General features: G+C 71.2%; 20 protein-coding genes. 9 read left to right on the plus strand and 11 right to left on the minus strand.

The annotated features are described in order from the left end of the window. Positions 1–191 precede the first annotated feature (191 nt). From Q8791_RS12890 to Q8791_RS12900, 3 genes are read right to left on the minus strand one after another with little or no spacing between them, the layout of a single operon-like run. Positions 192–1,010, minus strand: coding sequence for an amino acid ABC transporter ATP-binding protein (locus tag Q8791_RS12890; RefSeq protein WP_330091908.1), 819 nt, complete (start codon positions 1,008–1,010; stop codon positions 192–194). Beyond that, entirely contained in the window at positions 1,010–1,972 is a 963-nt protein-coding gene (locus tag Q8791_RS12895; protein WP_330091909.1) for an amino acid ABC transporter permease, read from the minus strand. The genes Q8791_RS12890 and Q8791_RS12895 overlap by 1 nt, the downstream gene beginning before the upstream one ends. A 43-nt stretch (positions 1,973–2,015) precedes the next feature. Beyond that, positions 2,016–2,930 (minus strand): transporter substrate-binding domain-containing protein, encoded by a 915-nt coding sequence (locus Q8791_RS12900; RefSeq protein WP_330091910.1) that lies wholly within the window; start codon positions 2,928–2,930, stop codon positions 2,016–2,018. Positions 2,931–3,317: 387 nt separating this feature from the next. Between Q8791_RS12900 and Q8791_RS12905 the strand changes: the two genes are divergently transcribed. Further along, positions 3,318–4,511 (plus strand): NAD(P)-dependent malic enzyme, encoded by a 1,194-nt coding sequence (locus tag Q8791_RS12905; RefSeq protein ID WP_330091911.1) that lies wholly within the window; start codon positions 3,318–3,320, stop codon positions 4,509–4,511. A gap of 309 nt (positions 4,512–4,820) precedes the next feature. After that, on the plus strand, positions 4,821–6,374 hold the full coding sequence (locus Q8791_RS12910; protein ID WP_330091912.1) for a serine hydrolase domain-containing protein: 1,554 nt from the start codon (positions 4,821–4,823) through the stop codon (positions 6,372–6,374). Between the two features lie 125 nt (positions 6,375–6,499). Here the strand turns inward: Q8791_RS12910 and Q8791_RS12915 are convergent, their stop codons facing one another. The 4 genes from Q8791_RS12915 to Q8791_RS12930 form a co-directional block, all read right to left on the minus strand. Further along, complete coding sequence (locus Q8791_RS12915) at positions 6,500–7,630, minus strand: helix-turn-helix transcriptional regulator (RefSeq protein ID WP_330091913.1); 1,131 nt, start codon at positions 7,628–7,630, stop codon at positions 6,500–6,502. Further along, the gene (locus tag Q8791_RS12920) at positions 7,631–8,482 is read right to left on the minus strand and encodes a DUF4097 family beta strand repeat-containing protein (protein WP_330091914.1); all 852 of its coding nucleotides are present in this window, start codon (positions 8,480–8,482) and stop codon (positions 7,631–7,633) included. It abuts the gene before it with no gap. A gap of 295 nt (positions 8,483–8,777) precedes the next feature. After that, positions 8,778–8,957 (minus strand): DUF6104 family protein, encoded by a 180-nt coding sequence (locus tag Q8791_RS12925; RefSeq protein ID WP_330091915.1) that lies wholly within the window; start codon positions 8,955–8,957, stop codon positions 8,778–8,780. 14 nt (positions 8,958–8,971) lie between these two features. Then, positions 8,972–12,598 carry a multifunctional oxoglutarate decarboxylase/oxoglutarate dehydrogenase thiamine pyrophosphate-binding subunit/dihydrolipoyllysine-residue succinyltransferase subunit gene (locus tag Q8791_RS12930; protein WP_330091916.1) on the minus strand — a complete coding sequence of 1,209 codons (3,627 nt, stop codon included), beginning with the start codon at positions 12,596–12,598 and terminating at the stop codon, positions 8,972–8,974. 682 nt (positions 12,599–13,280) lie between these two features. Between Q8791_RS12930 and Q8791_RS12935 the strand changes: the two genes are divergently transcribed. Beyond that, a complete protein-coding gene (locus tag Q8791_RS12935) occupies positions 13,281–13,655 on the plus strand; it encodes a BlaI/MecI/CopY family transcriptional regulator (protein ID WP_330091917.1) in 375 nt (124 codons plus the stop codon). 39 nt (positions 13,656–13,694) lie between these two features. Here the strand turns inward: Q8791_RS12935 and Q8791_RS12940 are convergent, their stop codons facing one another. After that, positions 13,695–14,780, minus strand: coding sequence for a suppressor of fused domain protein (locus Q8791_RS12940; protein WP_330091918.1), 1,086 nt, complete (start codon positions 14,778–14,780; stop codon positions 13,695–13,697). A 199-nt stretch (positions 14,781–14,979) separates the two neighbouring features. On the opposite strand from Q8791_RS12940, the gene rlmN reads away from it, so the two are divergent. The 4 genes from rlmN to Q8791_RS12960 all read left to right on the plus strand — a co-directional run bounded on the left by rlmN (position 14,980) and on the right by Q8791_RS12960 (position 17,967). Beyond that, entirely contained in the window at positions 14,980–16,077 is a 1,098-nt protein-coding gene (gene rlmN, locus Q8791_RS12945) for a 23S rRNA (adenine(2503)-C(2))-methyltransferase RlmN (protein WP_330091919.1), read from the plus strand. Positions 16,078–16,108: 31 nt separating this feature from the next. Beyond that, positions 16,109–16,579, plus strand: a complete 471-nt coding sequence (locus Q8791_RS12950; RefSeq protein WP_330091920.1) for a hypothetical protein — start codon at positions 16,109–16,111, stop codon at positions 16,577–16,579. Between the two features lie 89 nt (positions 16,580–16,668). Next, positions 16,669–17,481, plus strand: a complete 813-nt coding sequence (locus tag Q8791_RS12955; RefSeq protein ID WP_330091921.1) for a carbon-nitrogen hydrolase family protein — start codon at positions 16,669–16,671, stop codon at positions 17,479–17,481. A 240-nt stretch (positions 17,482–17,721) separates the two neighbouring features. After that, positions 17,722–17,967, plus strand: a complete 246-nt coding sequence (locus Q8791_RS12960; protein ID WP_330091922.1) for a hypothetical protein — start codon at positions 17,722–17,724, stop codon at positions 17,965–17,967. A gap of 241 nt (positions 17,968–18,208) precedes the next feature. Here the strand turns inward: Q8791_RS12960 and Q8791_RS12965 are convergent, their stop codons facing one another. Together Q8791_RS12965 and Q8791_RS12970 are read right to left on the minus strand one after the other, a co-directional pair. After that, a complete protein-coding gene (locus Q8791_RS12965) occupies positions 18,209–19,717 on the minus strand; it encodes a CoA-acylating methylmalonate-semialdehyde dehydrogenase (RefSeq protein ID WP_330091923.1) in 1,509 nt (502 codons plus the stop codon). Positions 19,718–19,854: 137 nt separating this feature from the next. After that, entirely contained in the window at positions 19,855–21,141 is a 1,287-nt protein-coding gene (locus tag Q8791_RS12970; RefSeq protein ID WP_330091924.1) for an aspartate aminotransferase family protein, read from the minus strand. 196 nt (positions 21,142–21,337) lie between these two features. Here Q8791_RS12970 and Q8791_RS12975 point away from each other — a divergent pair, with 196 nt between their 5' ends. Together Q8791_RS12975 and Q8791_RS12980 are read left to right on the plus strand one after the other, a co-directional pair. Then, positions 21,338–22,945: a PucR family transcriptional regulator gene (locus tag Q8791_RS12975; RefSeq protein WP_330091925.1), complete on the plus strand. Its 1,608-nt coding sequence runs from the start codon at positions 21,338–21,340 to the stop codon at positions 22,943–22,945. A gap of 164 nt (positions 22,946–23,109) precedes the next feature. Beyond that, the gene (locus tag Q8791_RS12980) at positions 23,110–23,598 is read left to right on the plus strand and encodes an Lrp/AsnC family transcriptional regulator (RefSeq protein ID WP_330092053.1); all 489 of its coding nucleotides are present in this window, start codon (positions 23,110–23,112) and stop codon (positions 23,596–23,598) included. Positions 23,599–23,731: 133 nt separating this feature from the next. Here the strand turns inward: Q8791_RS12980 and gabT are convergent, their stop codons facing one another. Then, positions 23,732–25,069: a 4-aminobutyrate--2-oxoglutarate transaminase gene (gene gabT / locus Q8791_RS12985; protein WP_330091926.1), complete on the minus strand. Its 1,338-nt coding sequence runs from the start codon at positions 25,067–25,069 to the stop codon at positions 23,732–23,734. Positions 25,070–25,145 lie beyond the last annotated feature (76 nt).

Below are 25,145 nucleotides of genomic sequence, written 5' to 3' on the forward strand. Positions count from 1 at the left end.
CCCTTCGCTTGCTCTGTGGCTTCACGATATGTCGCGAGTGGGGAGAACTCAAGATATGTCGCGTAGTTTCGGGGGTGGTTCAGGGAGGACCGGGGTTCACCCCGAGTCGGCCCCCCCCCCCGGCCCGGGGGGGCGCGGGGGGGGGCCCCCGCGCGGGGGGGGGGGGGGCCCCCCGCCGAGGGCCGCAGGATCTAGAGCACCTTGGACAGGAAGGCCTGGGTGCGCTCGTGCCGGGGGTTGGAGAGCACCTCGGAGGGCACCCCCGCCTCCACCACGACACCGTCGTCCATGAACACCAGGGAATCGCCGACCTCCCGGGCGAAACCCATCTCGTGGGTGACGACCACCATGGTCATGCCGCCCTTGGCGAGGTCCCGCATGACGTCCAGCACCTCGCCGACCAGCTCCGGGTCGAGGGCGCTGGTCGGCTCGTCGAACAGCATGAGGGAGGGTTCCATGGCCAGCGCGCGGGCGATCGCCACGCGCTGCTGCTGGCCTCCGGAGAGCTGGTCCGGATAGGCGTCGGCCTTGTCCGGCAGGCCCACCCGCTCCAGGAGCTCCAGGGCCTTGGCCGTCGCCTCCGCCCGGGGCACCTTCTTGACCTGCACCGGGGCCTCGATGATGTTGCCGACGACGCTCAGGTGCGGGAACAGGTTGAAGCGCTGGAAGACCATGCCGATGTCGCTGCGCTGGGTGGCGATCTCGTTGTCGCGCAGCTCGTACAGGCGGCCGCGCTTCTGCCGGTAGCCCATCAGCTCGCCGTTGACCCACAGCCGTCCGGCGGAGAGCTTCTCCAGGTGGTTGATGCACCGGAGGAAGGTCGACTTGCCCGACCCGGACGGGCCGATGATGCACATGACCTCACCGCGCGTGACCTGGAGGTCGATGCCCTTGAGGACCTCCAGCCGCCCGAAGCTCTTGTGCACGTTGTCGGCCACCACGAGCGCGTCGGCGGGCAGTGCGGCGCCCTCGGCGGTCTCGATGACGTGATCGCTGCTCTGTTCGCTCATCAGTGAGCCCCTCCGACGACGCGGCCACGGATGCCGCCGTACTGCCCCGGGTTGAACCTGCGCTCGATGAAGTACTGGCCGATCATCAGCACACTGGTGATGGCCAGGTACCAGAGACAGGCGGCGATCAGCATCGGGAAGATCTGGTAGGTCCGGGAGCCGATGGCCTGGAGCTGGTAGAAGAGCTCGATGGTCACCGGTACGTACGCCAGGAGCGCCGTGTCCTTGAGCATGGCGATGGTCTCGTTGCCCGTGGGCGGGATGACGACCCGCATCGCCTGCGGCAGGGTGATCCGACGCATGATCTTGGCGCGGCCCATGCCGAGGGCCTGGGCGGCCTCGGTCTGGCCCTTGTCGACTGACTGGAGCCCGGCGCGGATGATCTCGGCCATGTAGGCGCCCTCGGACAGCGACAGGGCGAGGAGGCCCGCCATGTAGCCGCTCAGGAGGGTGCGGGTGTCGATCTCGAAGAAGCGGGCGTCGCCCTCGAAGCCGAGCCACGGCATCCAGTAGTTGTCGAACGGGAGGCCGATCGCGATCGTCGTGTACAGGATGGCCAGGTTGCCGAAGAGCACCGCCAGCACCAGGCGGGGCACACCGCGGAAGAACCAGGTGTACAGCCAGGAGACCGCCACCAGGACCGGGTTCCCGGAGAGCCGCATCACCGCGAGGACGATGCCGAGGACGATGCCGATGAGCATCGACAGCACGGTGGCGCTGATGGTCACCCACACGCCCCGGACCACCGGGTCCGAGAACATGTGCTCGACCATGAACGGCCAGTTGAACGCGTCGTTCGTGAACAGCATGTGCACGAACATGGCCGCGAGGACCAGGATGACCGCCGCGGCGACCCACCGCTCCGGGTAGCGGACGGGGACGGCTGTGATGGGCTCGGTCGAGCGGCCCGGGGTCGGATTCGGCGACCCCGGGCCGCTCACCGGTTCGGTCGGTGAGGACACAGGTCAGTCTTTCGCTCGGTGGATGTCTGTGGGGGTTGTGCCCCTACAGTTCGGGGTTCACCTCGGCGGACTCCAGGACACCGGCCTCGACGCCCCACTCGCCGAGGATCTCGGTGTAGGTGCCGTCCTCGATGATGGCGTCGAACGCCGCGGCGACGGCTTCGGCGAGCTCCTCGTTCTCCTTGTGGGCGAGGATGCCGTAGGGGGCCGCGTCGTACTGCTCGCCGATGAACTCCAGGACGCCCTCGCCGGTCTGCTCCAGCGCGTAGGCGGAGGTGGGCATGTCGGCGAGGGACGCGTCGTTGACCCCGGACACGACGGTCTCGGTCGCGAGCGGCTGGTTCTCGAACTTCTGGATGGTGATGGCGTCCTCACCGGCCTCGACGCAGGCCTCGCTGCGCGCCTCGATGTCGACGTCGTGGGTGGTGTCGGACTGGACCGCGATCCGCATGCCGCACGCGTTGTCGGGGTCGACGTCCTGGGGGTTGCCCGTCTGGGCGAACCACTGGGTGCCGGAGGAGAAGTAGCTCACCATGTTGACCTGCTCCATGCGCTCCTCAGTGATGGTGAAGGAGGAGGAGCCCAGGTCGTAGGTCCCGGTGTCGACGCCGATGATGATGGAGTCGAAGGCGGTCGGCTCCCACTCGGCCTCCAGGCCGAGCTTGCCGAGGGCCGCGTTCAGGAGGTCCACGTTGAAGCCGAGGACGGTCTCGCCGTCGGCGTCCAGGTACTCCCCGGGCGGGTAGGAGGCCTCGACGCCGATCCGGACGCTTCCCGCCTCGGCGACGTCCGCGGGCACCAGCGCGGCGAGTTCCTCGTCCACCTCGACGGCGGGGGCCTCGGGCGCCGCCTCCTCCGAGGAGCCGCCGCCCCCACCGCAGGCGGTCAGGGCCAGGACGCCGGCGACGGACAGGGCGCCGAGGGCGAAGGGCGCGGAGTGGGGCTTGAGCAGGGCCATCGTGAGGTCTCCTTCAGAGCACGGAGTGCCTGGTCGGAGGCGGGTTCGCGGCCCCACCGCCCGAGCCAAAACGACATTGAGAGCATGATGCGACAAAAGCTAATAAGTCGGTGCCGTCCTATCGTGCCGACCCGCGATTTTCCTGCGGTCACCGTTGTGAGAGGATTGCGTAACGGGTCATCCCCGTGAGAGGCGACCGCGCAGTGCTCGCATAAGAGTCCGGCGAAGAACGACTCCCCCCGGCGACACCACCGGTCATGGCCGACCGGCGTCGTGGGAGAGCTCCCCTGGCACCTTCACTTCTTCGCGCGCGGTTCGCACCATTGCCGAGGTCCGCCCCCGTCATGGCCGACGGCAGGGCGTACACGCATCCGAAGGGTTTGAGTAGTGACGACCGTTTCGCGTACCCAGGACCAGCATTCCCACCTCGACGAGGACCCCGCCTTCGCGCTGCACCGCGGCGGCAAGCTCCACATCTCCTCCTCCGTCGACGTGCACGACCACGAGGGGCTGTCCCTCGCCTACACCCCCGGCGTCGCCCGCGTCTGCGACGCCATCGCCGAGACCCCCGAGCTCGTCGAGACCTACACCTGGAGGAGCAACCTGGTCGCCGTCGTCACCGACGGCACCGCGGTGCTGGGCCTGGGCGACATCGGCCCCGAGGCCTCCCTCCCCGTCATGGAGGGCAAGTCGCTGCTGTTCAAGCAGTTCGGCGACGTCGACTCCGTGCCGATCGCGCTGGGCTGCACCGGCGTCGACGAGATCGTCGAGACCGTCGTCCGGATGGCCCCCTCCTTCGGCGGGATCAACCTGGAGGACATCTCGGCCCCCCGCTGCTTCGAGATCGAGGGCCGGCTCCGTGAGCTCCTCGACATCCCCGTCTTCCACGACGACCAGCACGGTACCGCGATCGTCACGGTCGCCGCGCTGCACAACGCCGCGCGCCTGACCGGACGCACCCTCGCCGACCTGCGGGTCGTGGTCTCCGGGGCGGGGGCCGCCGGGGTCGCCGTCACCAAGATGCTCATCGACGGCGGGGTCGGCGACATCGCCGTCGCCGACTCCAAGGGCATGATCCACGACGGCAGGGAGGGCCTGAACCCGGTCAAGCAGGAGCTGGCCCGGATCAGCAACAAGACGGGCCTGCGCGGCTCCATCGAGAGCGCGCTGGCCGGGGCCGACGTGTTCATCGGCCTGTCCGCCGGGGAGGTCCCGGAGCCGGTCGTGGCCACCATGGCCGACGACGCGATCATCTTCGCGATGGCCAACCCCAACCCCGAGGTGCACCCGGACGTCGCCCGCAGGCACGCGAGCGTCGTCGCCACCGGGCGCAGCGACTTCCCGAACCAGATCAACAACGTCCTGGCCTTCCCGGGGGTGTTCCGTGGGGCGCTCGACGCCCGCGCCACGGACATCACCGAGAACATGAAGCTGGCCGCCGCCGAGGCGCTCGCCGGACTCGTCGGCGACGACCTGTCCGCCGACTACGTCATCCCCAGCTCCTTCGACGCGCGGGTGGTCCCCGCGGTCTCCGCAGCGGTCGCCGCCCAGGCCCGTGAGGACGGGGTCGCCCGCGCCTAGGCGACTCCCCCGCCGCGCTCCGCCCCCGTGAAGCACCGCGAGAGCCGGCCCGGACGGGGGCCCACCGGCACGCGGGCCCCGTGGGGGCACGCCCCTGCGGGACGGCGATGACAGGACGGGGCCCCGGCGCACACGCGCCGGGCCCCTTTCCGTGGCGGACCCGGTCGGCCCCGCCGGCCCGAGGGGTAGGGCTGGACCCACCCCGTAGTCGGGGGAGGGGAGTAGCGCGGTGCCCGGTGCCGCGGCCGTAGGTTCTCCAGGTCGCCGCGCCTCCGAGGGCGCGGACCGGATCGAGGAGCCCCACCGCCGATGAACGCAGCCGCCCCCGCCCCCGCCCCCGCTCTGCGCCGCCGCCGTGCCGGACGGTGGGCACCGGCGATCGCGACGCTGCTCGCCGCGCTCTCCGCGGTGGGGGCGCTGACCGCGGCGCCGCGCCCCTACGAACTCGGACCCCGGACGAGCGGGGACGCGGAGCTGGCCGCACAGGTACGGGAGGGGATCGCGGACACCACCGGGTACCACGGGCTGTCGGTCGCCCTGGTCGAACCGGGACGGGACGGCGCACTCCGCGTGCGCACGGCCGGAATCGGCGGAACCGGGGCCGACGGCGGTCCGGTGGGGGAGCGGACCCTGTTCGGATCCGCCTCGGTCGCCAAGGTGCTCCCCGGGATGCTGCTCGCCGACATGGTGGACCGCGGAGAACTCGCGCCGGACGCCCGGGTCGGCGACCTCCTGGACGACCTCGACTTCGCCGACCCCGCACTCGCGGCTGTCACGGTGGAGGAGCTGGCCACGCACACCGCGGGCCTGACCAGGGAGGAGACGAGCCTTCCCCAGACGCTGTGGCAGTTCGCCGCCAAGCGCCACCCCGATCCGCCCGGCTCCGTCGGGGAGTTCCTGCGGAGCGTGGCGGGGCGGGCGCGGGTCGATCCCGGCCTGCGGGGCGCCAACCACTACTCCAACACCGGCGTCGACCTGCTGGGGCACGCCCTGGCCGAGCACGCCGGGGCCGGCTACGCGGACCTCGTCAGGGACAGGATCCTGGACCCCCTGGGCATGGACGACAGCGCGGTCTGGACCGATGCGGCGGGGCCCGTGTTCGAGGTCCACAACGCCGACCTCGGGCACCCCCTCGCCCCGGACCGGGCCGAGGCCAACAGCCCTTCCGGAGGGCTGGTCACGACCGCACGCGACCTCGGCCTCCTCCTGGCGGCGGTGATGGACGGTTCGGCGCCGGGAGCCGCGTCGGTGCTGCCCGTCGCGCCGGGCGACGTGGAGCGCCGGGAGCAGGGACTCGGCTGGTACGTGGAGACCCTGGGCGGTGTGGAGATCACCGGCCACGGCGGCAACGCCACGACCAACGGTCACACGGCGTGGATCGGGTACACCGGCGACCGGGGGGCCGTGGTCCTGTCCAACACGCACCGGTTCAGCGAGGACATCGGGATCGGTCTGCTCGGCGTCGACGAGGCCAGCCCCGACAACGCGACGGGCGAGAGGGTCTACGGGGCAGCCACCGCCGTGCTCGCGCTCGCCCCCGGCCTCCTCGCCCTGGGCTTCGCCGCCCGGCGCTCCCCGGGGCGCTGGTGGCGGCGTCCCACCGACAGGGCGGGTCTCGCCGCGTACGGTCTCGGAGGGGCGGCGCTGCTCGCCTACACCCGTCTCGCCGGGTTCTGGCACCTGGTGTCCCCGTGGGTGTGGGTCGCGGGAGCGGTCCTCCTGGCCGCGGCCCTCGTCGTGGGGGCGTGCCGGTGGCGGGACCTCCCGACCGCGCGCGGGACCCGGCGATGGGTGAGGTGGTCGCTGGTGGTCCCCGTCGCCGCCGCGGGCTCGGCCCTCCTGGTCCTCCTGGCCTCCCTCTGACGCCGACGGTGGCCGCTCGCCGTGCTCTCCGCGGCGGTGGCCGCTCGCCGCGCTCCGGTGGGGCGGGGACACGACGGGGCCCGGTCGGCGCGCCCCCGCGACGCCTCCGGGCCCCGTCCCTGCGACTACTTCGTGCGTTCCGTGCCCTCACCGCTGCCGTCGCCGCCGGACGCCGGACCGCTGCCGGGTTCCGCGGTACCGTCCGCGCCGCCGGATTCGCCGACCGCCTCGCCCCAGGGGTCCGCCCCCTGGTCGGAGGGCATCGGCCGGGCCTGCGGCCCGTCCCCGGACCGCTCACCGGGGGCGTCGGTCGGCACGTCCGGGCCGGGGGAGTCCGAGGTTTCGGCGGTGTCCCCGGCGGCCGGTGACTCCGCGTCGTCCGCGGTCCCCTCCGCGGTCCCCGGCCCCGTGGAACCGTCACGGGGCGGGCCCCAGTTCCTCGAGTCCCTGCGGATCACCTCGACCGTGTCGTCCAGGATGCGCCGCAGGTCGTGCGCGGCGGCCTCGCCGACGTGCCCCGCCTCGCGGACCACGTCGCGCACCCGGTCGCTGAAGTCGCGCAGCGCCTGGTCGAACTCCGGCCCTCCGGACGGGCGGCCGGACTCGCCGCGGCCCCACACGGCGCCGAACGCGCCGAAGCCCTGGGCGAAGCGCTCCCATTCGCGGGCCCAGCGAGAACCGTCCTCGCATCCCTGGTCGTCACTCCGGCCGCTCTCACCGCCCTGCTGCCCGGCCGAGTCGCCGGACCGCTCCCCGGAGGTCGTCGCCCCCCGGTCGGAGGCGGAGGCCCCCTCGTCGGCGGCGGGCGTCCCGGAGGGGCCGCCGCGGTCCCGTCCCGCGGAGTCGTCCGCGGCCGGGGGTTCGGGGCGGCGCGCGCCGCCCGCGGCGAACTTCAGCTCCTCGCGCAGCGAGCTGATGGTCGCGCGCACGTCCTGCTTGACGGCCCGCGCGACGTCGCGGACGGAGTCGGTGATCTCCTGCTCCAGGTCGTCCAGGTCGCCGCTGCGGTCGCGCAGTTCGGCGCGGCCCTTGTCGGTGAGGCTGTAGACCTTCCGGCCGCCCTCCTCGGTGTGGGTGACCAGGCCCTCCTCCTCCAGCCGCGCGAGGCGCGGGTAGATGGTGCCGGGGGAGGGCGAGTACACCCCGAGGAAGCGGTCGCGGAGCAGGCTGATGATCTCGTAGCCGTGCCGCGGGCTCTCGTCCAGCAGCTTGAGCAGGTAGAGCCGCAGCCTGCCGTGGCCGAAGATGGTGCTCATTCAGGCCCCCTCGGGGATCGCGGCCGGTGCCTCGGGCGCGCGCCGCAGCAGCGCGGTCCGACCCGACGCGGAGTTGACGGTGATGGAGGCGGGGTCGACGCCGCTGCCGATCTTTCCGCTGAGGACCGTCCTGCCCGGGGCGCTGCGCCGGTCCAGGCCGAAGTCGGAGTTCACGGGCGAGGTCGAGGTGCGCAGCTCGACGGTCGCCGAGGTGTCGGCGGGAACCCGCAGGGCGATCTCCCCGGACACCGAGTTGAGCCGCACCCGGCCGGCGGGGCTGATGTCGGTGTCGGCGAGCAGCTGGCCGGACACGGTCTTGGCGTTCAGGGCGGAGAGCCGGCCCCCCGCCACCGCGAGCTGGCCGCTGACGCTGTTGAACTTGAGGTTGCCGCTGGCGCCCCGTACGGCGGTGTTGCCGGAGACGGTGGCGATGTCGGTCTCTCCCGCGGCCTCGTCGAGCGTGATCTCGCCGGAGGCGGTCCGCAGCTGGCTGCGGGCGCTGATCCCGGCCGCCACGATGGGCGCGGTGGCCGTGGTGACCTCCACCGGGCAGTCCTGGGGAAGGCGCAGGTTGACGGTCGCCTTGCGGTGCTGCACGCGCTTGTACGTGGAGAGCTGCATCGGGCGGAGCTTGTCCAGGAAGCCGTGCCCGGTGAGGTCCTCGTACTGGATGGTGAGGATGCCAGCCTCCTGGGTGACCAGGAGGGGCTCGCCGACGATGTCGGTGATCTCGAAGGTGGCCGGGTCGTCGGTGGGCAGGATGTTGACGTGACCGCCGATGATCCGGACCCGCAACGCGACGATGCCGTCCAGGGTCTGGGTCATCGGCCTGTCGATGGTCCAACGCGCCATCGTGTGATCCCTTCGCTTGCTCTGTGGCTTCACGATATGTCGCGAGTGGGGAGAACTCAAGATATGTCGCGTAGTTTCGGGGGTGGTTCAGGGAGGGACCGGGGTTCACCCCGAGTCGGCCCCCGCCCCGGGCCGGGGGTGGCGCGGTCGGTGCCATATCCGGCCCCTCCCGCCTCCGCCTCCACGCTCCCGCCGCACGCGGCTCCCCGCGACCGCTCCCACGGGTACGCGAAAGGGGCCCGGGTCGTCATGACCCGGGCCCCTCAGGCCCCACCGCTCGCGCGGAGGGCCGTGCCTACTCCTCGTCCTCGTCGTCCAACCGGGCCAGCCAGGTGGCCAGCCGGTCGACCGGCGTCTCGAACTCGGGGTGGACGTCGGTGAACACCCGCAGCTGCTCGGCGAGCCAGGCGAAGCTGACCTCCTCCTCGCCGCGGCGGCTCTCCAACTCCTCGATCCCGCGATCGGTGTAGTACACGCTCAGTCCCGTCGTCAGTCGGCGGGCGGGAACACCGTGTCCACCAGGGCACGCTGCTCGGCCTCGTGGCGCTTGGCCGAACCGGCCGCGGGCGCGGAGGAGGCCGGACGCGAGATCCGGGTGAACGGACGGTCGAGCTGCTCGGAGAAGACCAGCGCGACGAAGGGCCACGGGCCCATGTTCGCCGGCTCCTCCTGCACCCACAGGACCTCGCCCGCGTTCGGGAAGGCCTTGAGCTGCTCGCGGATCTCCTCGATCGGCAGCGGGTAGAGCCGCTCCGCCCGGATGATCGCCGTGTGCTTGTCACCGCTCTTGCGGCGCGCGGCGTCCAGGTCGTAGTAGATCTTCCCGGAGCACAGCACCACGCGGCGCACCTTCTCGGGCGCGATCGAGTCGTCCGGGATCAGCGGCTGGAAGTGCCCCGACGTGAACTCGGACGTGGCCGAGGTGGCGGCCTTGAGGCGCAGCACCGACTTGGGCGTGAACACCACCAGCGGGCGCTGGAACGGCGACTTGGCCTGCCAGCGCAGCAGGTGGAAGTAGCTCGCCGGGGTCGACGGCATCGCGACGGTCATGTTCTCCTGCGCGCACTGCTGGAGGAACCGCTCGATGCGGGCGGACGAGTGGTCCGGCCCCTGGCCCTCGTAGCCGTGCGGCAGCAGCATGGTCACGCTGGAGCGCTGACCCCACTTCTGCTCGCCCGCGCTGATGTACTCGTCGATCACGGTCTGGGCGCCGTTGACGAAGTCGCCGAACTGCGCCTCCCACATGACCAGCGCCTCCGGACGGGTCAGCGAGTAGCCGTACTCGAAGCCCAGCGCCGCGTACTCGCTCAGCAGCGAGTCGTGCGCGTGGAAGCGGGTGGTCCCCTCGTCGAACTGCTTGAGCGGCGTGTAGGTCTCGCCGGTGTCGCGGTCCATGATGGCGGCGTGCCGCTGTCCGAAGGTGCCGCGGCGGCTGTCCTGGCCAATGAGGCGGACGGGGTGGCCGTCGATCAGCACCCCGCCGAAGGCCAGCAGCTCACCGGTCGCCCAGTCGATGGCGTCGGTCTCGACCATCGTCGCGCGACGGGCCAGCTGGGGCGCCAGCCGCGGGTGCGGCGTGAAGCCCTCGGGCAGCGACACCTGGGTGTCGATGATCCGCTTGACCGTCTCGCTGCTGATCGCCGTCTCCACCGCGGAGTGGTCCAGGCGGCCCTCGGTGAACACCTCGGGCTTGACCACGGCGCCCGGCTCGATCGGCTTCTTCTCGCCCTCGCGGGTCTCGGTGAAGGCCCGTTCGAGCTCGGTCTGGTAGTCGCGCAGGGCCGACTCGGCCTCCTCCACGGTGATGTCCCCGCGGCCGATGAGGGCCTCGGTGAACAGCTTCCGGGTGGAGCGCTTGGCGTCGATGACGTCGTACATCAGCGGCTGGGTGAACGCGGGGTTCTCGCCCTCGTTGTGACCGCGGCGGCGGTAGCAGATGAGGTCGATCACGACGTCCTTGTTGAACGCCTGGCGGTACGCGAAGGCCAGGTGCGCGACCCGGACCACGGCCTCGGGGTCGTCCCCGTTGACGTGGAAGATCGGCGCCTGCACCATGCGCGCCACGTCCGTGGCGTACACGCTGGAGCGGCTGTCGGCCGGGGAGGTGGTGAAGCCCACCTGGTTGTTCACGATGACGTGCACCGTGCCGCCGGTCCGGTAGCCGCGCAGCTGCGACAGGTTCAGCGTCTCGGCGACCACACCCTGTCCGGCGAACGCGGCGTCCCCGTGGATCAGGATCGGCAGCACCGTGAAGCCGTGCGGGCCCTTGTTGAGGACGTCCTGCTTGGCGCGGACGATACCCTCGGCGACCGGGTCGACCGTCTCCAGGTGGGACGGGTTGGCGGCCAGCGAGATCTGGATCCTGTCGCCCTCGCGGGTCTCGAAGACCCCCTCGGTGCCCAGGTGGTACTTGACGTCACCCGAGCCGTGCGCGCTGCGCGGGTCCAGGTTGCCCTCGAACTCGCCGAAGATCTGCCCGTACGACTTGCCGCAGATGTTGGCGAGCACGTTCAGCCGGCCGCGGTGGGCCATGCCGATGACGGCCTCGTCCAGCTCGGCCTTGGCCGCCCGCGAGATCACGCCGTCCAGCAGCGGGATCAGCGACTCCCCGCCCTCGAGCGAGAAGCGCTTCTGACCCACGTACTTGGTCTGGAGGAAGGTCTCGAACGCCTCGGCGCTGTTGAGCCTGTGCAGGATGTGCAGCTGCTCGTCGCGGTCGAGCTTCTCGTGCTCGCGCTCGACGTGCGACTGGATCCACTCCCGCTCCTCCGGGCTCTGGATGTGCATGTACTCGATACCCACCGTGCGGCAGTAGGTGTCGCGCAGCACGCCCAGCACGTCGCGGAGCTTCATGACCTGCTTGCCGCCGAAGCCCCCCGTGGGGAACTCGCGGTCCAGGTCCCACAGGGTGAGCCCGTGCTCCAGCACGTCCAGGTCGGGGTGCTTGCGCTGCTCGTGGTCCAGCGGGTTGGTGTCGGCCATGAGGTGGCCGCGCACGCGGTACGCGTGGATGAGCTCCTGGACGCGGGTGGTCTTGTCGAGCTGCGTCGCCTTGTTGACGTGGATGTCCTGCACCCAGCGCACCGGCTCGTACGGGATCCGCAGCGAGTTGAAGATCTCGTCGTAGAAGCCGTCCTCGCCCAGGAGCAGCTGGTGGATCCGGCGGAGGAACTCGCCGGACTGCGCGCCCTGGATGATGCGGTGGTCGTAGGTCGACGTGATCGTCATGACCTTGCTGATGCCCAGCTCGCTCAGGGTGTCCTGGGACGCCCCCTGGAACTCCGCCGGGTACTCCATCGCGCCGACGGCGAGGATGGTGCCCTGGCCGGGCATGAGGCGCGGAACCGAGTGCACGGTGCCGATGCCGCCCGGGTTGGTCAGGCTGATCGTGGTGCCCTGGAAGTCGGGCACCCCCAGCTTGTTGGCGCGGGCCTTGCGGACGATGTCCTCGTAGCCGCTCCAGAACTCGTTGAAGTCCATCTCGTCGGAGCCCTTGATGCTGGGCACCACGAGCTGACGGGAACCGTCGGGCTTCTGGAGGTCGATGGCCAGGCCGAAGTTCACGTTCTCGGGCTTGGCCACGCCCGGCTTGCCGTCGATCTCGACGTAGGAGTAGTTCATCTCCGGCATGGCCTTGGAGGCCTTGACCATCGCGTAGCCGATGAGGTGGGTGAAGGAGACCTTCCCACCGCGTCCGCGCCGGAGGTGGTTGTTGATGACGATGCGGTTGTCGAACAGGAGCTTGACCGGCACCGCGCGCACACTCGTCGCGGTGGGCATGGTCAGACTCGACTCCATGTTGGTAGCGGTCCGCGCGGGTGCACCGCGCAGACGCTCCTGGTTGACCTGGAGAGCCTTGTCCTTGCTCGCCTGCTCGGGTGCAGGGGTCGCGGCGGACTTCTTCGGCGCGGGGGCTGCGGGAGCCTTCTGGTTCTGCGGCTTCGCAGTGCCCCCACCCTTCGCACCAGCAGTCTCCGCGGACTTGTAGTCCGCGAAGAAGTTCCACCAGGCCTTGTCAACGGAGTTCGGGTCGTTCAAGTACTTCTGATAAAGCTCCTCGACCAACCACTCGTTGGGACCGAAGTCTGTCAGGGGTTGAGACGCCTCAGACGACACGGCGGAGATCGCCCACTTCCGCAGCTCGCTTGTGAATGTGTATGGAGACGGGTGGCTGCTGGCAAGGCGGGCTCGAAGGAACATGGGAGCATCCCCGCGCAGGCGGGAAGCATCTGACCTGGCCAGCACTCGTCGCACACCAGGCTACTTGTACCGGCCTCCCGGCGGGGAACGCGGGCGTTGTTGAAACTAGGAGATAGGTAACAAGCTTTCACATCCATGCTGTCCCTACGCGCGGGTAACTAAGCGCAGCGTCGCCATGCTGTCTGTTTTGTAGGCATATGGGTGGGTTCTGGGATGTGAAGCGGGTGTCCGGCTTCGGCCATACGGGGTGTGGCGCGTGCCACTGCGGGGTGTCCGGAGGGCAGGGAACCGGCGCCCGGGAAGCCGCGTCGGAGTGGGTGTGAGCGGCCGGGCAGGACGGCCGGGCTCCCACCGCCGGCGTTTCCCAGCGGAGGCGGGGGAGCCCGGGCCCGGCCGCGGACACCCTCCCCGCACACCGGGGGCCGGCCGCCCCGCCTCTTTCTCCGGTCCCCGCCGGGCGCCCGCTGGTGAAACGCCGGTCCGGGCCGTCGAGGATGTGCGGATCTGTGCGCTCTCCGGAGTTCTCCCACGCGAGCGGGCACGCCGTGTCTACGATCACGGTGACGAGCACACCGAGGTCACACCGCGGGGGAGGCCCATGAGGGGGCTGGGGGAACTGGAGGCGGCCATCATGGACGCGCTGTGGCGGTCGGACGAACCGCTCTCGGTGCGCCAGGTCCGCGAGAACATGGTCTACGACCGGGACATCGCCTACACGACCGTCATGACGGTCGCGAACATCCTCTTCCACAAGGCGCTGCTGGACCGGGAGAAGTCCGGACGCGCCTGGGTGTACTGGCCCAGGGAGACCCACGCCGAGTACACCGCGCGGGTGATGGACGAGGTCCTCAACGCCGGACCCGACCCGCGCGCCACGCTGCTCAGCTTCGTGGAGCGCTTCAGCGACGAGGACATGGTGCGCTTCCACCAGATGCTCGGCCAGGTGCGGGGCCGCCGCGGCATCGCCAGCTGACCCCGGCCGGGGGCGGCACGGCGCCGCCCCCGGCCGCGGCTACTCCAGGACCCAGCTGCGCCCCTCGGCGGCCAGCTTCTCGACGAGTGTGGCGCTGTCGTGCTCCTTGGCGAACAGGTGCTCGGGCCGCGTGATCGGCACGATCCACAGCCAACGCACCGGGTCCCCCTGGAAGGACAGCCCGGAGGTGTCCGGCGGCCGGTGGTCGGGGCGGGTCACCAGAAGCTCGGGGTCCTCCATCAGCAGGACGGCGCCCGCCCCTCCGCGCATCCCGCGGTCCTCGGGGTTGTCCAGCCACTTGACCGTGTGACCGGTCCCGAACCAGGTCACCGCCCGCCACGGGAACGCCCCGATCCAGCGGAAGATCCGGGCGGCCCTGTGGGCGGGCATGGTCGTGGCCAGGGCGAGCTCGACGCGCGCGTGCTGGGAGGTGTTGGCCATGTAGCGGTCCAGGGTGGGCATGCGCTGGCCGCACATCCCCACCGTGGACAGGACCGTGAACGGGCGCTCGGCCGTGGGCGGGCGCTCGGACACGCGCAGGAGGGGCGGGTGGCCGTCGGACACGTCCCAGTAGTGGCCGGGCTCGCCCACGCGGCGGTTCAGGTGGCTGAGGACGGTGCGCTGCACGCTCCTCCAGGCCCCGGAGGCGCGCCGCCAGTCCCAGTAGGCCTCGGCGTGCACGACGCGGGGCCACAGCTGGCCGCGCACCGAGTCCAGTTCCCAGGCGTAGGCGCTGCGGCCGATGGCCTCGCGCGCGTACCCCGGGAGCCCGCTGTCCGCCTCGGCCCAGCCGGGGATGACCGCGAGCAGGCCCTCCTCGTCGACCAGGGCCACGCCGTCGCCCTCCTCGAACCACACGGCGCGCAGGCACGAGGGGTCGAAGCGGGGACGGCCCTGCGGGTGCTTCGTGTACGCCTCAGGCATGAGGGGCGCCTGGCCCTCGTAGAGTCCGCCGGACTCGCTCGTGCGAGGCGCCATCTCGTGGTTGGCCAACCACACCGGGACCCGGATGCGACCCCGGGCGTCCAGCAGGTAGGCGGCCGTGGTGTGGGAGTCGCACTCGACCACGACACGGCGGCTCTGGTACGGGCTGATCTCGTCGAGCAGGACGTCGATCCCTGTCACCGGCCCTCCAACGCGCCGATCCCCTGATTGTCGTGGCTGCCGGACGAACAAGTCCGGGCCGTCCGCACAGTGCGTAGAATCGACGGTAGTGCCCTGACAGGCGGAGCTGCACCGCAGCCGCGTATAGGTCGTATAACGACCCGCGCCGCTGACACCCGCGCCGGGCCGAGACCATCGACTCCACCCTTACGGACTCCCTATGCCCGCCGAGCTCACCTTTGTCGCCCCGCGCCGTGCCAAACCCCCCCGGCACCTGGCCGATCTCAGCCCCGAGGAGAGGGCCGAGGTCGTCACCGAACTGGGGGAGAAGCCCTTCCGTGCCAAGCAGCTCGCCAAGCACTACTTCGGCGGTCTGGAGTCCGACACCGAGGCGATGACCGACCTGCCCGCGGAGTCCCGCGAGCGCCTCGGCGAAGCCCTGCTGCCCACCCTCCTCACCCCGGTCAGGCACGTCACCGCCGACAAGGGGATGACCCGCAAGACCCTGTGGAAGGCGTTCGACGGGGTGCTGTTCGAGTCGGTGCTCATGCGCTACCCGGACCGCACCACCCTGTGCATCTCCTCACAGGCCGGCTGCGGCATGAACTGCCCGTTCTGCGCCACCGGCCAGGCGGGCCTGACCCGCAACCTCTCCACGGGCGAGATCGTGGAGCAGGTCGTCTCCAGCGCCCGCGACCTGGCACGCGGCGAGGTCGCGGGAGGCCCGGGCCGTCTCAGCAACATCGTGTTCATGGGCATGGGCGAGCCCATGGCCAACTACAAGCGCGTCCTCCAGACGGTGCGCCGGATCACCGACCCGGTCCCCAACGGCCTGGGCATCTCCCAGCGCGGGGTGACCGTGTCGACGGTCGGCCTGGTGCCCGCGATCAACAAGCTCATCGACGAGAAGATGCAGGTCCGCCTCGCGATCTCCCTGCACGCCCCCGACGACGAGCTGCGGGACGAGCTGGTGCCCATCAACACCCGCTGGAAGGTCGACGAGGTCCTGGACGCCGCCTGGCGCTACGCCGGGACCACGGGCCGCCGGGTGTCCATCGAGTACGCGCTCATCAAGGACATCAACGACCAGGCGTGGCGGGCCGACATGCTCGGCAAGCTCCTCAAGGGCCACCTCGTGCACGTCAACCTCATCCCGCTCAACCCCACGCCCGGTTCCAAGTGGACGGCGTCGCGGCCGGAGGACGAGCGCGAGTTCGTCCGGCGGCTCCAGGCGCACGGGGTGTCGGTGACGGTCCGCGACACCCGCGGCCAGGAGATCGACGGGGCCTGCGGGCAGCTCGCGGCGGCCGAGAACTGACCGGGGGCCGGCCCGGAGCCGGGGGCGACACGTGATCGAGACAGCTCTGGCCTTCGTGGTCGCCCTCGTCTCCGGGGCCGTTCCGGTCATCAACATCGAGCTCTACCTGGTGGGCGCCGTCGTCGCGATGGACGACGGCGCCCTCGTCGCGATGGCCGTCGCCGCGGGGCTGGGGCAGACCCTCGGCAAGCTGCCCTACTACTACGTGGGCCGGGGCACGATCGCCGTGCCCTGGTTGCGGCGCAAGGCACAGACCCCCGGCAAGTGGGCCGCGCGCGCGGAGGGGTGGCGGCGCAAGGCCGAGGCCCGGCCGCTCTGGGGCGCGGGACTGGTGGCGCTGAGCTCCTTCGCCAGCGTTCCGCCGTTCATGGTGGTGTCCGTGCTCGCCGGGGTGGTGCGAATGCACGTCGTGCTGTTCTCCGTGGTCACCTTCGTGACCCGGACCGCGAGGTTCCTCATCGTCGTGTTCGCCCCCGCCTGGGCCCTGTCCCTCCTGCCCTGACCCCGGTGGGGGCGGGTGCGGTCGCGGGGCCGGCCGTACACTCGGGGCACGGCGCCCGCGGGCGCCCCCACGACGACGAGGAGAGGCTCATGGTGCAGGTCGCGGTCGCCCAGTTCGCCCCGGGCCAGGACAAGGCGGAGAACCAGCGCGCGGTGGCGCAGTTGACCGCGCACGCCGCGGCGGAGGGGGCCCGCGTGGTCCTGTTCCCCGAGTACACGATGTTCACCGCGTCGCGCATGGACCACCGCTACGTCAAGGCGGCCGAGCCGCTGGACGGCCCCTTCGTGTCCTCGGCCGCGGACACCGCCCGGAGGGAGGGCGTGCACGTCGTCCTGGGCGTCAACGAGGCGGGGGACGCGGACGCCGACCGCTTCACGAACACCCTGGTCGCCCTCTCCCCTGAGGGGGAGCGGGTCGCGCACTACCGCAAGATCCACCTGTACGACGCCTTCGGGGTCAGGGAGTCGGACGTGCTCAGGCCCGGCCCGATCGAGGAGCCGGAGACCTTCACCGCGGACGGCGTGGTGTTCGGCCTCCAGACCTGTTACGACCTGCGCTTCCCCGAGGTGACCCGGAGGATCGTCGACGCCGGGGCGCACGTGGTGCTGCTGGCCGCGCAGTGGGTCCCCGGGCCGCTCAAGGAGGAACACTGGCGCACGCTGGCCCGCGCCCGCGCCATCGAGAACACCGTGTACGTGGCGGCGTCCGGGCAGGCGGCGCCGACGGGGGCCGGCAACAGCATGGTGGTCGACCCGATGGGAACGGCGGTCGCCGCGTTGGGGGAGCAGTCCTTCGCGGTCGCCACGGCCCGGGTTTCGGCCGACAGGGTCGAAGAGGTGCGAGGCGTCAATCCGGCGTTGTCGCTGCGCCGTTTCTCGGTTGCCGTGCGCCCGACCGACTGAGCGTCGCGCCGCAGCCCCGCTGTAGATATCGGACAAAGAGCATGGACGTGCAGTTTCCGGTCGGGGTCTTCCCAGGCTTGGTCACTTAGGGTTATGATCACCCTGCACGGAGTGATTTAGATCGGTCCGGACCCTTCCAGGTGCCCAGAGCTTCTGATTCAATAAAGAGCCGGTAACTATCGGCCCGCCAGACTGTCCTAAACCACGGGGGGAGCAAGGACATTGCGCGGAACGAGCACGATGTGCGAACCAGACACGCGGCCTGACGACACACACGAGATCTACGTGTACGACCCGGGGTCGTTGAGCGGAGCGCAGTGCATGGGGGATGCCTGCGTCGTCTGCCACACCAAGTGGCCGCGGCCACGGCAGATTCTCGGTGAGCTTCCGGACGGAAGCCGCGTGTTCGGTTGTGACGAGTGTGCGGGGATCATCGGCGTCGAGTCGGTGATCCGCGCGGGCGAGCGGCTGTTCGCCGTTCGGTAGGAGCAGGAAGACGGTCGCGCTCCGGGTCCAGGGGGAGAGACGGACCCGGAGCGCTTCCGCTGACGCGCCCGCTTCCATCGGGGAGGAGGGGAAATGAGCGCGTCTATCCGGGTTGGTCTCCTGTGACGGTCGGCGCCGCCGAACACGCCCCGTGAGGGCGTGCGGTGACAACGATACTCCGTGTCGTCCACCGCCGACCGTCAGTGAGAGACATCCGTCCGGTATTTCCCCGAACTCGCGACTACCCGTTGGTGGGGAATCCCAGGTCGACGCCGCCTGCGGGCCGCTGCCCCGGGTCGGCCCACCGCGCCGTGACCGCCTTCGTGCGGGTGTAGAAGTGGACACCCTCCGTACCGTGCGCGTGGGAGTCGCCGAAGAGCGACTGCTTCCAGCCGCCGAACGAGTAGTAGGCCATCGGCACGGGGATCGGGACGTTGATCCCGACCATGCCGACCTGGACCTCGTTCTGGAACCGGCGCGCGGCACCGCCGTCGTTGGTGAAGATCGCGGTTCCGTTTCCGTACGGGTTGCCGTTGACCAGCTTCACCGCCTCGTCGTAGTCGCCCACGCGCACCACGCTCAGGACCGGGCCGAAGATCTCGTCCCGGTAGCAGGCCATCTCCGGTCCGACGTGGTCGAGGAGCGACGGCCCCAGCCAGAAGCCGTCCTGGGCGCCGCCCAGCACCGGGTGCACCCGGCCGTCGATCGCCAGGGTCGCGCCCTCGCGCACGCCCGACTCCAGGTACGAGGCGACCCTGTCGCGGTGCTCCCGGGTGACCAGCGGTCCCATGTCGCTGCGGTCGTCGTCGCCGGGGCCCACCCGCAGGCGGGACACCCGCTCGCGGATCCTCGCGACGAGCTCGTCCGCCACCGACTCCACCACGGCCACCGCCGAGATGGCCATGCAGCGCTCGCCCGCCGATCCGAACCCCGCCGAGACCGCCGCGTCCGCCGCCAGGTCCAGGTCGGCGTCGGGCAGCACCACCATGTGGTTCTTGGCCCCTCCCAGGGCCTGCACGCGCTTTCCGTGCTCGGCCGCGGTCCGGTAGATGTACCGGGCGATCGGCGTGGAGCCCACGAAGCTGACCGCGGCCACGTCCGGGTGCTCCAGGATCGCGTCCACCGCGGCCTTGTCGCCGTGCACCACGTTGAACACCCCGTCGGGCAGCCCGGCCCCGGCCCACAGCTCGGCGAGCAGCACGGCCGCGGAGGGGTCCTTCTCGCTGGGCTTGAGCACGAACGTGTTGCCGCAGGCGATCGCGACCGGGAACATCCACATCGGCACCATGGCCGGGAAGTTGAACGGGGTGATGCCGGCGACCACGCCGAGCGGCTGGAGGATCGAGTAGGAGTCCACGCCCGTGGACACGTTCTCGGAGTAGCCGCCCTTGAGCAGGTGCGGGATGCCGCAGGCGAAGTCCACGACCTCCAGCCCCCGGGCCACCTCGCCCCGGGCGTCGGAGAACACCTTGCCGTGCTCGGCGCTGATCAGTTCCGCGAGCCGGTCCTGGTTGCGGTCGAGCAGTTCGCGGAACCGGAACAGGACCTGCACGCGCCGGGACAGCGACGTGTCCCGCCAGCCGGGGAAGGCCTCCCGGGCCGCGGTGACCGCCGCGTCGACCTCCTCGGGCCCGGCGAGGTCGACCGTGCCGGAGACGAGGCCGGAGGCCGGGTTGTGGATGTCGCCCCGGCTTTGGGCGGGCCCCTCGTGTGTGCGCCCGCCGATCCAGTGGGTGACGTGCTTGCTCATGTGCTCCCTCTTCTTGTCCACAGGCGTTGTCCACAGGTGCGAAGGCGTGGGGTCGCGCGGAGGGGACGGGGGAATCCCCCCAGGTGGGGGGAGCGTGTTCACACCGGCCCCTCCGGTACACCAGGCCCTCAGGGGCCTCAGGCCCCGTCGTTGACGGCGTGCACCGCGTCCAGCAGCACGTCGCGGCCCTCCACGGCCTCGTCCTGCGAGAGCGTCAGGGGCGGAGCCATCCGCAGCACGTTGCCGTGCACGCCCCCCTTGCCCACCAGGAGGCCCCGCTCGCGGGTGGCCTCCAGGACCCGCGCGGCCAGCGTCGGCGACGGCGCCCCCGTCGCGGGGTCCGCCATCTCCACGGCGAACATCAGCCCCTTGCCGCGCACGTCCTTCACGCTCGGCAGCACCGCCAGCGCCTTCAGGCCCTCCATGATCAGCGAGCCCTGCCGCAGCGCGTTCCCCTGCAGGTCGTGCTCCAGCACGTAGTCGAGGGTCGCCCCGGCGGCGGCCATCGACACCGGGTTGCCGCCGAACGTGGCCACGCCCAGCGCACCCAGCCGGTCCATCAGGTCGCCGCGGGCCACGACACCGCCCACAGCGAAGCCGTTGCCCAGCCCCTTGGCGAAGGTCATGGCGTCCGGGGTCACCCCGTGGTTGCCGATGCCGAAGAAGCTCGTCCCGGTCCGGCCCCACCCCGTCTGCACCTCGTCGGAGACGAACAGGATGCCGTGCTCGTCCAGCACCTCCTTGTACGCGGCGTACAGGCCGTCCGGCGGCATCGCGAACCCGCCCACCCCCTGGATCGGCTCGGCGATCAGGCAGGCCACGTCGGGGGCGGTGGTGTCCAGGACGTCGCGCAGGTCGGCGACGCACGCGTCGACGTACTCCCGGTCCGTCATCCCCCGGAAGGCCGTGGAGGCGTGGTCGGTGCCGTGCAGGTAGTGCACGTTCAGCGGCGACAGGGAGGAGTTCTTCCACGCTCGGTTGCCGGTCACCGCCACCGTGCCGAAGGACCGCCCGTGGTAGCTGCCGCGCATGGCCAGCACCTCGTCGCTGCCCCGCGCGAACGTGGCCAGCAGCAGGGCGGTCTCGTTGGCCTCGGTGCCCGAGTTCGTGAAGAACACCTTCGCGTCGGGGATGCCGGACAGCCGGGCGATCTTCTCCGCCAGTTCGACCTGGTTGCGGATCAGGTAGAGCGTGGAGGTGTGCACGACCCCCTTGGCGATCTGGCGCTCGACGGCCTCCCGGACCTCGGCCACGTCGTAGCCGAGCATGTTCGTCACGATGCCGGTGAAGAAGTCCAGGTACGTGTTGCCGTCGGCGTCCGTGACACGGGCGCCCTTGCCGCTGGTGAGCTCCAGCGGGGAGTCGTAGTAGAGGGGCAGCCAGGAGGGCATGACCGCGCGGTGGCGCGAGAGAAGTTCCGACATGGGTCCAGTCTCACCCGGGCCCACCCGGTTGGCCAGAATCAGCATGTTGACAACATGGTGGTCGACGTTACGACCTGTAAAGGAGTCCGTGTGATGCTCCAACCCGAGGCCCCGGCTCCGGAGAGCCCTGCACGGTGTAAGGCGGAGCGGTCCTGACCTGACACTGCGTCCCGGGGCGGTCTCCTAGACTGGGCCGGTGCTCCCCACCCTTGCCGAGGTCCTCCAGCTCCCCGCCCTGCAACGCGCACGCCCCCGGGTGGTGGTCGGCGCCGAGAGACTGGACGACGTGGCCGTGCGCTGGGTCCACATCGCCGAGGTCACCGACCTCGCCCACCTGCTCCGGGGCGGTGAGCTGGTGCTCAGCACCGGCATCGCCATGCCCGACGACCCCGAGGCGCTCCGCCGCTACATCGACGACCTCGCCGCCGTCGGGGTGAGCGGCATCGCGGTCGAGCTCGGACGCAAGTACCACGCCGAGCTGCCCGCCGCCTTCCTCGACGCCGCGCGCGACGCCGGTGTCCCGGTCGTCCTGCTGGACCGCGAGGCCAGGTTCGTCGAGATCACCGAGGCCGTGCACATCCGCGTGGTGAACGAGCAGCTGGAGGAGCTGCGGGAGTCCGAGAAGCTGCACTCGGTGTTCACCCAGCTGTCGGTGGAGGGCGCCGACGCCGGCCGCATCCTGCACGAGGTCGCCCAGCTGTCCGGCTGCCCGGTGGTCCTGGAGAACCTCACCCACCAGGTGCTGGCCTGCGACCTCAACGGCGAGGACCCCGGCACCCTGCTCACCTCCTGGGAGAGCCGCTCGCGCGCGGTCCGCTCGGGGTCGCGCACCGTCCACGCCCCGGCCACCGGCTGGCTGGTCACCACGGTCGGGGCGCGCGGGCAGGACTGGGGGAGGCTGATCCTCGTCGCCGGGGCCAACCCCACCCCGCGCCAGAGCATGCTCATCGAACGCGCCGCCACCACCCTGGCCCTGGGCAGGCTGCTCGAACGCCACCAGGAGAGCCTGGAACGCCAGACGCACCGGACGATCATCGCGGGCATCATCGACCGCGCCTACTCCGACCCGGAGGAGGCGCTCGTCCGGGCCCGGGCCGTGGGCGTCCCGCTCAACGGCCGCGAGTTGGTGGGGGTGGTGCTGCGCCTGCGCGAGAGCGGGACCGGCCTCGCCGCCCAGGCGCGGCTGTCCGACACGGCGGAGGGCGCCGCGCGCGCCTGCCGGGAACTGCGCCTACCCGCCCTGGTCGGCTCGCTGGACGACCTGCGTGTGGGGATCCTGCTCGCGCTGCCGGGCCGGCAGAGGCTCGACCCGACCCTGTACATGCTCGCCGAGAGGATGCGTGCGGCGGTCGGCGACGCAGCCGTGCTGGCCGTGGGCTCCTCCACCGACGGCATCCGCGAGGTGCGGCGCTCCTTCCTGGAGGCCCGCCAGGTCGGTGACGTGGCCATCCGCCAGAGCGACAGGAGGGCCTTCTACCGGCTGCCCGACCTCCACCTGCGCGGTCTGCTGCACCTGTTCCGCGACGACGAGCGGTTGCAGACCTACGTCGAACGCGAGCTGGGCCCCCTGCTGGACCACGACGCCCGGCACGGGAGCGATCTCACCGACATGCTCCGCCACTACCTCGGCGCGGGTCGCAACAAGGCGCTGGCGGCGAGCCGCGCCCACCTGTCGCGTCCCGCGTTCTACGACCGGCTGCGGCGGATCTCCCACGTCCTCGACACGGACCTGGACGGGGTGGAGGCCTGTGTGTCCCTGCACGTGGCGCTCCTGTCCCTGGACTCGGTGCGCGACGAGCGCTGAGGCCGGGCAGAACCCCGTGCGACCCGGTCGCCACTCCCGGGTCTCACCACCGTCACAACAGTGCAGTACCTTGGAATCCGTTGTTCGGTGTCAGGGTGGCAATGAAATCCGCCTGTCAGTGCACCTTCAGGAATCGGATTCTTTTGATGAAAGCGGAGGTCCACGTGACCGAGCAGTCGGACTCCGGACCCGCGCGCAGGGTCAACGGCGTCGTCCTGGACGACACCGCCAAACGCATCATCGAGGTGCTCCAGGAGGACGGCCGCAGGTCCTACGCCGCCATCGGCAAGGCCGTCGGGCTCTCCGAGGCGGCCGTGCGCCAGCGCGTCCAGCGGTTGCTGGAGTCCGGAGTGGTCCAGGTCGTGGGCGTCACCGACCCCATGACACTGGGGTTCAACCGCCAGGCGATGATCGGCGTGCGCACCACCGGCGACCTCAACACCGCGGCCGACGCCGTCTCCGGGGTCGAGGGGGTGGAGTACGTGGTGATCACGGCGGGCTCCTTCGACCTCATGGTCGAGGTGGTCGCGGAGGACGACGACAAGCTCCTGGACATCCTGGCGAACATCCGCGGCATCGACACGGTGGCCTCCACCGAGACCTTCCTGTACCTCAAGCTGCGCAAGCAGACCTACGCCTGGGGAACGCGCTAGCGCCGGGTCCGGCCCGGCGCCAGTCCGCGACCGACCCCGGGCGCGGTGACCGACCCGTTCCGGCGACCGGCCGGGGGCGGCGGGGTCGCGCCCCCCGCCGACCGGTCACCGGCCGGGCAGGGGGCCCTCGCGGTCAGAGGCGGTCGAAGGCCTCGGCCAGGATGTCCAGGCCCTCGTGCAGCAGGTCGTCGCCGATGACCAGCGGCGGCAGCATCCGGATGACGTTGCCATAGGTGCCCGCGCTGAGCAGGATCAGCCCCTGGGAGTGGCAGTGCGCCAGGACCTTGGCGAGCGCCTCGGGGGCGGGGTCCTTGTCCTCGCCCGTGACCAGCTCGATCGCGACCATCGCCCCCCGCCCGCGCACGTCGCCGATCACGTCGTGTGCGGCGGCCAGCTCGCGCAGGCGTCCCAGCATCAGCTCGCCGATCTCCCCGGCGCGCCCGACCAGGTCGTCGGACTCGATCGCGTCGAGGGCCGCCAGGGCCGCCGCGCACGCGGCCGGGTTGCCGCCGTAGGTGCCGCCGAGCCCGCCGCTGTGCACGGCGTCCATCAGGTCGGCGCGGCCGGTCACCGCGGCCAGGGGGAGCCCGCCCGCGATGCCCTTGGCGGTCGTGATCAGGTCCGGGACGACGCCCTCGTGGTCGCAGGCGAACATGTCGCCGGTACGCGCGAAACCGGTCTGCACCTCGTCCGCCACGAACACGATCCCGTTGGTGCGGCAGAACTCGGCCAGCGCCGGCAGGAAACCCGGAGCGGGCTCGATGAACCCGCCCTCGCCCTGGATCGGCTCGATCACCACGGCGGCGACGTTCCGGGCGCCGATCTGCTTGGTGATCTGCTCGACCACCATGGCCGCGGCCTCGGGGCCGCAGTTCTCCGGGCCGGTCGGCCAGCGGTACGGGTAGGCCATGGGCATGCGGTGGATCTCGCCCGCGAACGGCCCGAAGCCCTGCTTGTAGGGCATGTTCTTCGCGGTCAGCCCCATGGTGAGGTTGGTGCGGCCGTGGTAGGCGTGGTCGAACACCACGACGGCCTGGCGGCCCGTCGCGCTGCGGGCGATCTTCACCGCGTTCTCGACGGCCTCGGCGCCGGAGTTGAGGAGGATGGACCGCTTCTCGTGGCCTCCCGGGGTGACCCGGTTGAGGGCCTCGCACACGTCCACGTACGCCTCGTACGGGTTCACCATGAAACACGTGTGGGTGAACCGCGCGAGCTGTTCGGCGGCCCGCTCCACCACGCGCGGGTCGGCGTTGCCGACGTTGGTGACGGCGATGCCGGACCCGAAGTCGATGAGGGCGTTGCCGTCGACGTCCTCGACGATGCCGCCGCCCGCGCGCTCGACGTAGACGGGCAGGACGCTGCCGACGCCCTGGGCGACGGCCGAGCTGCGGCGCTCCTGGATCGCGCGGGACTTGGGGCCGGGGATCTCGGTGACGATCCGGCGGGACTGGACGACCTCGGTCGCTGCCATGCGGCTGCCTCCTTCTGCGGTGGGCACGGGATGCGGAACGGACGTGGACAGGTCGGGGGTGGGCTCCCCGACTCGC

This window comes from Nocardiopsis codii (assembly GCF_036327455.1).
Classification (GTDB): Bacteria; Actinomycetota; Actinomycetes; order Streptosporangiales; family Streptosporangiaceae; genus Nocardiopsis; species Nocardiopsis codii.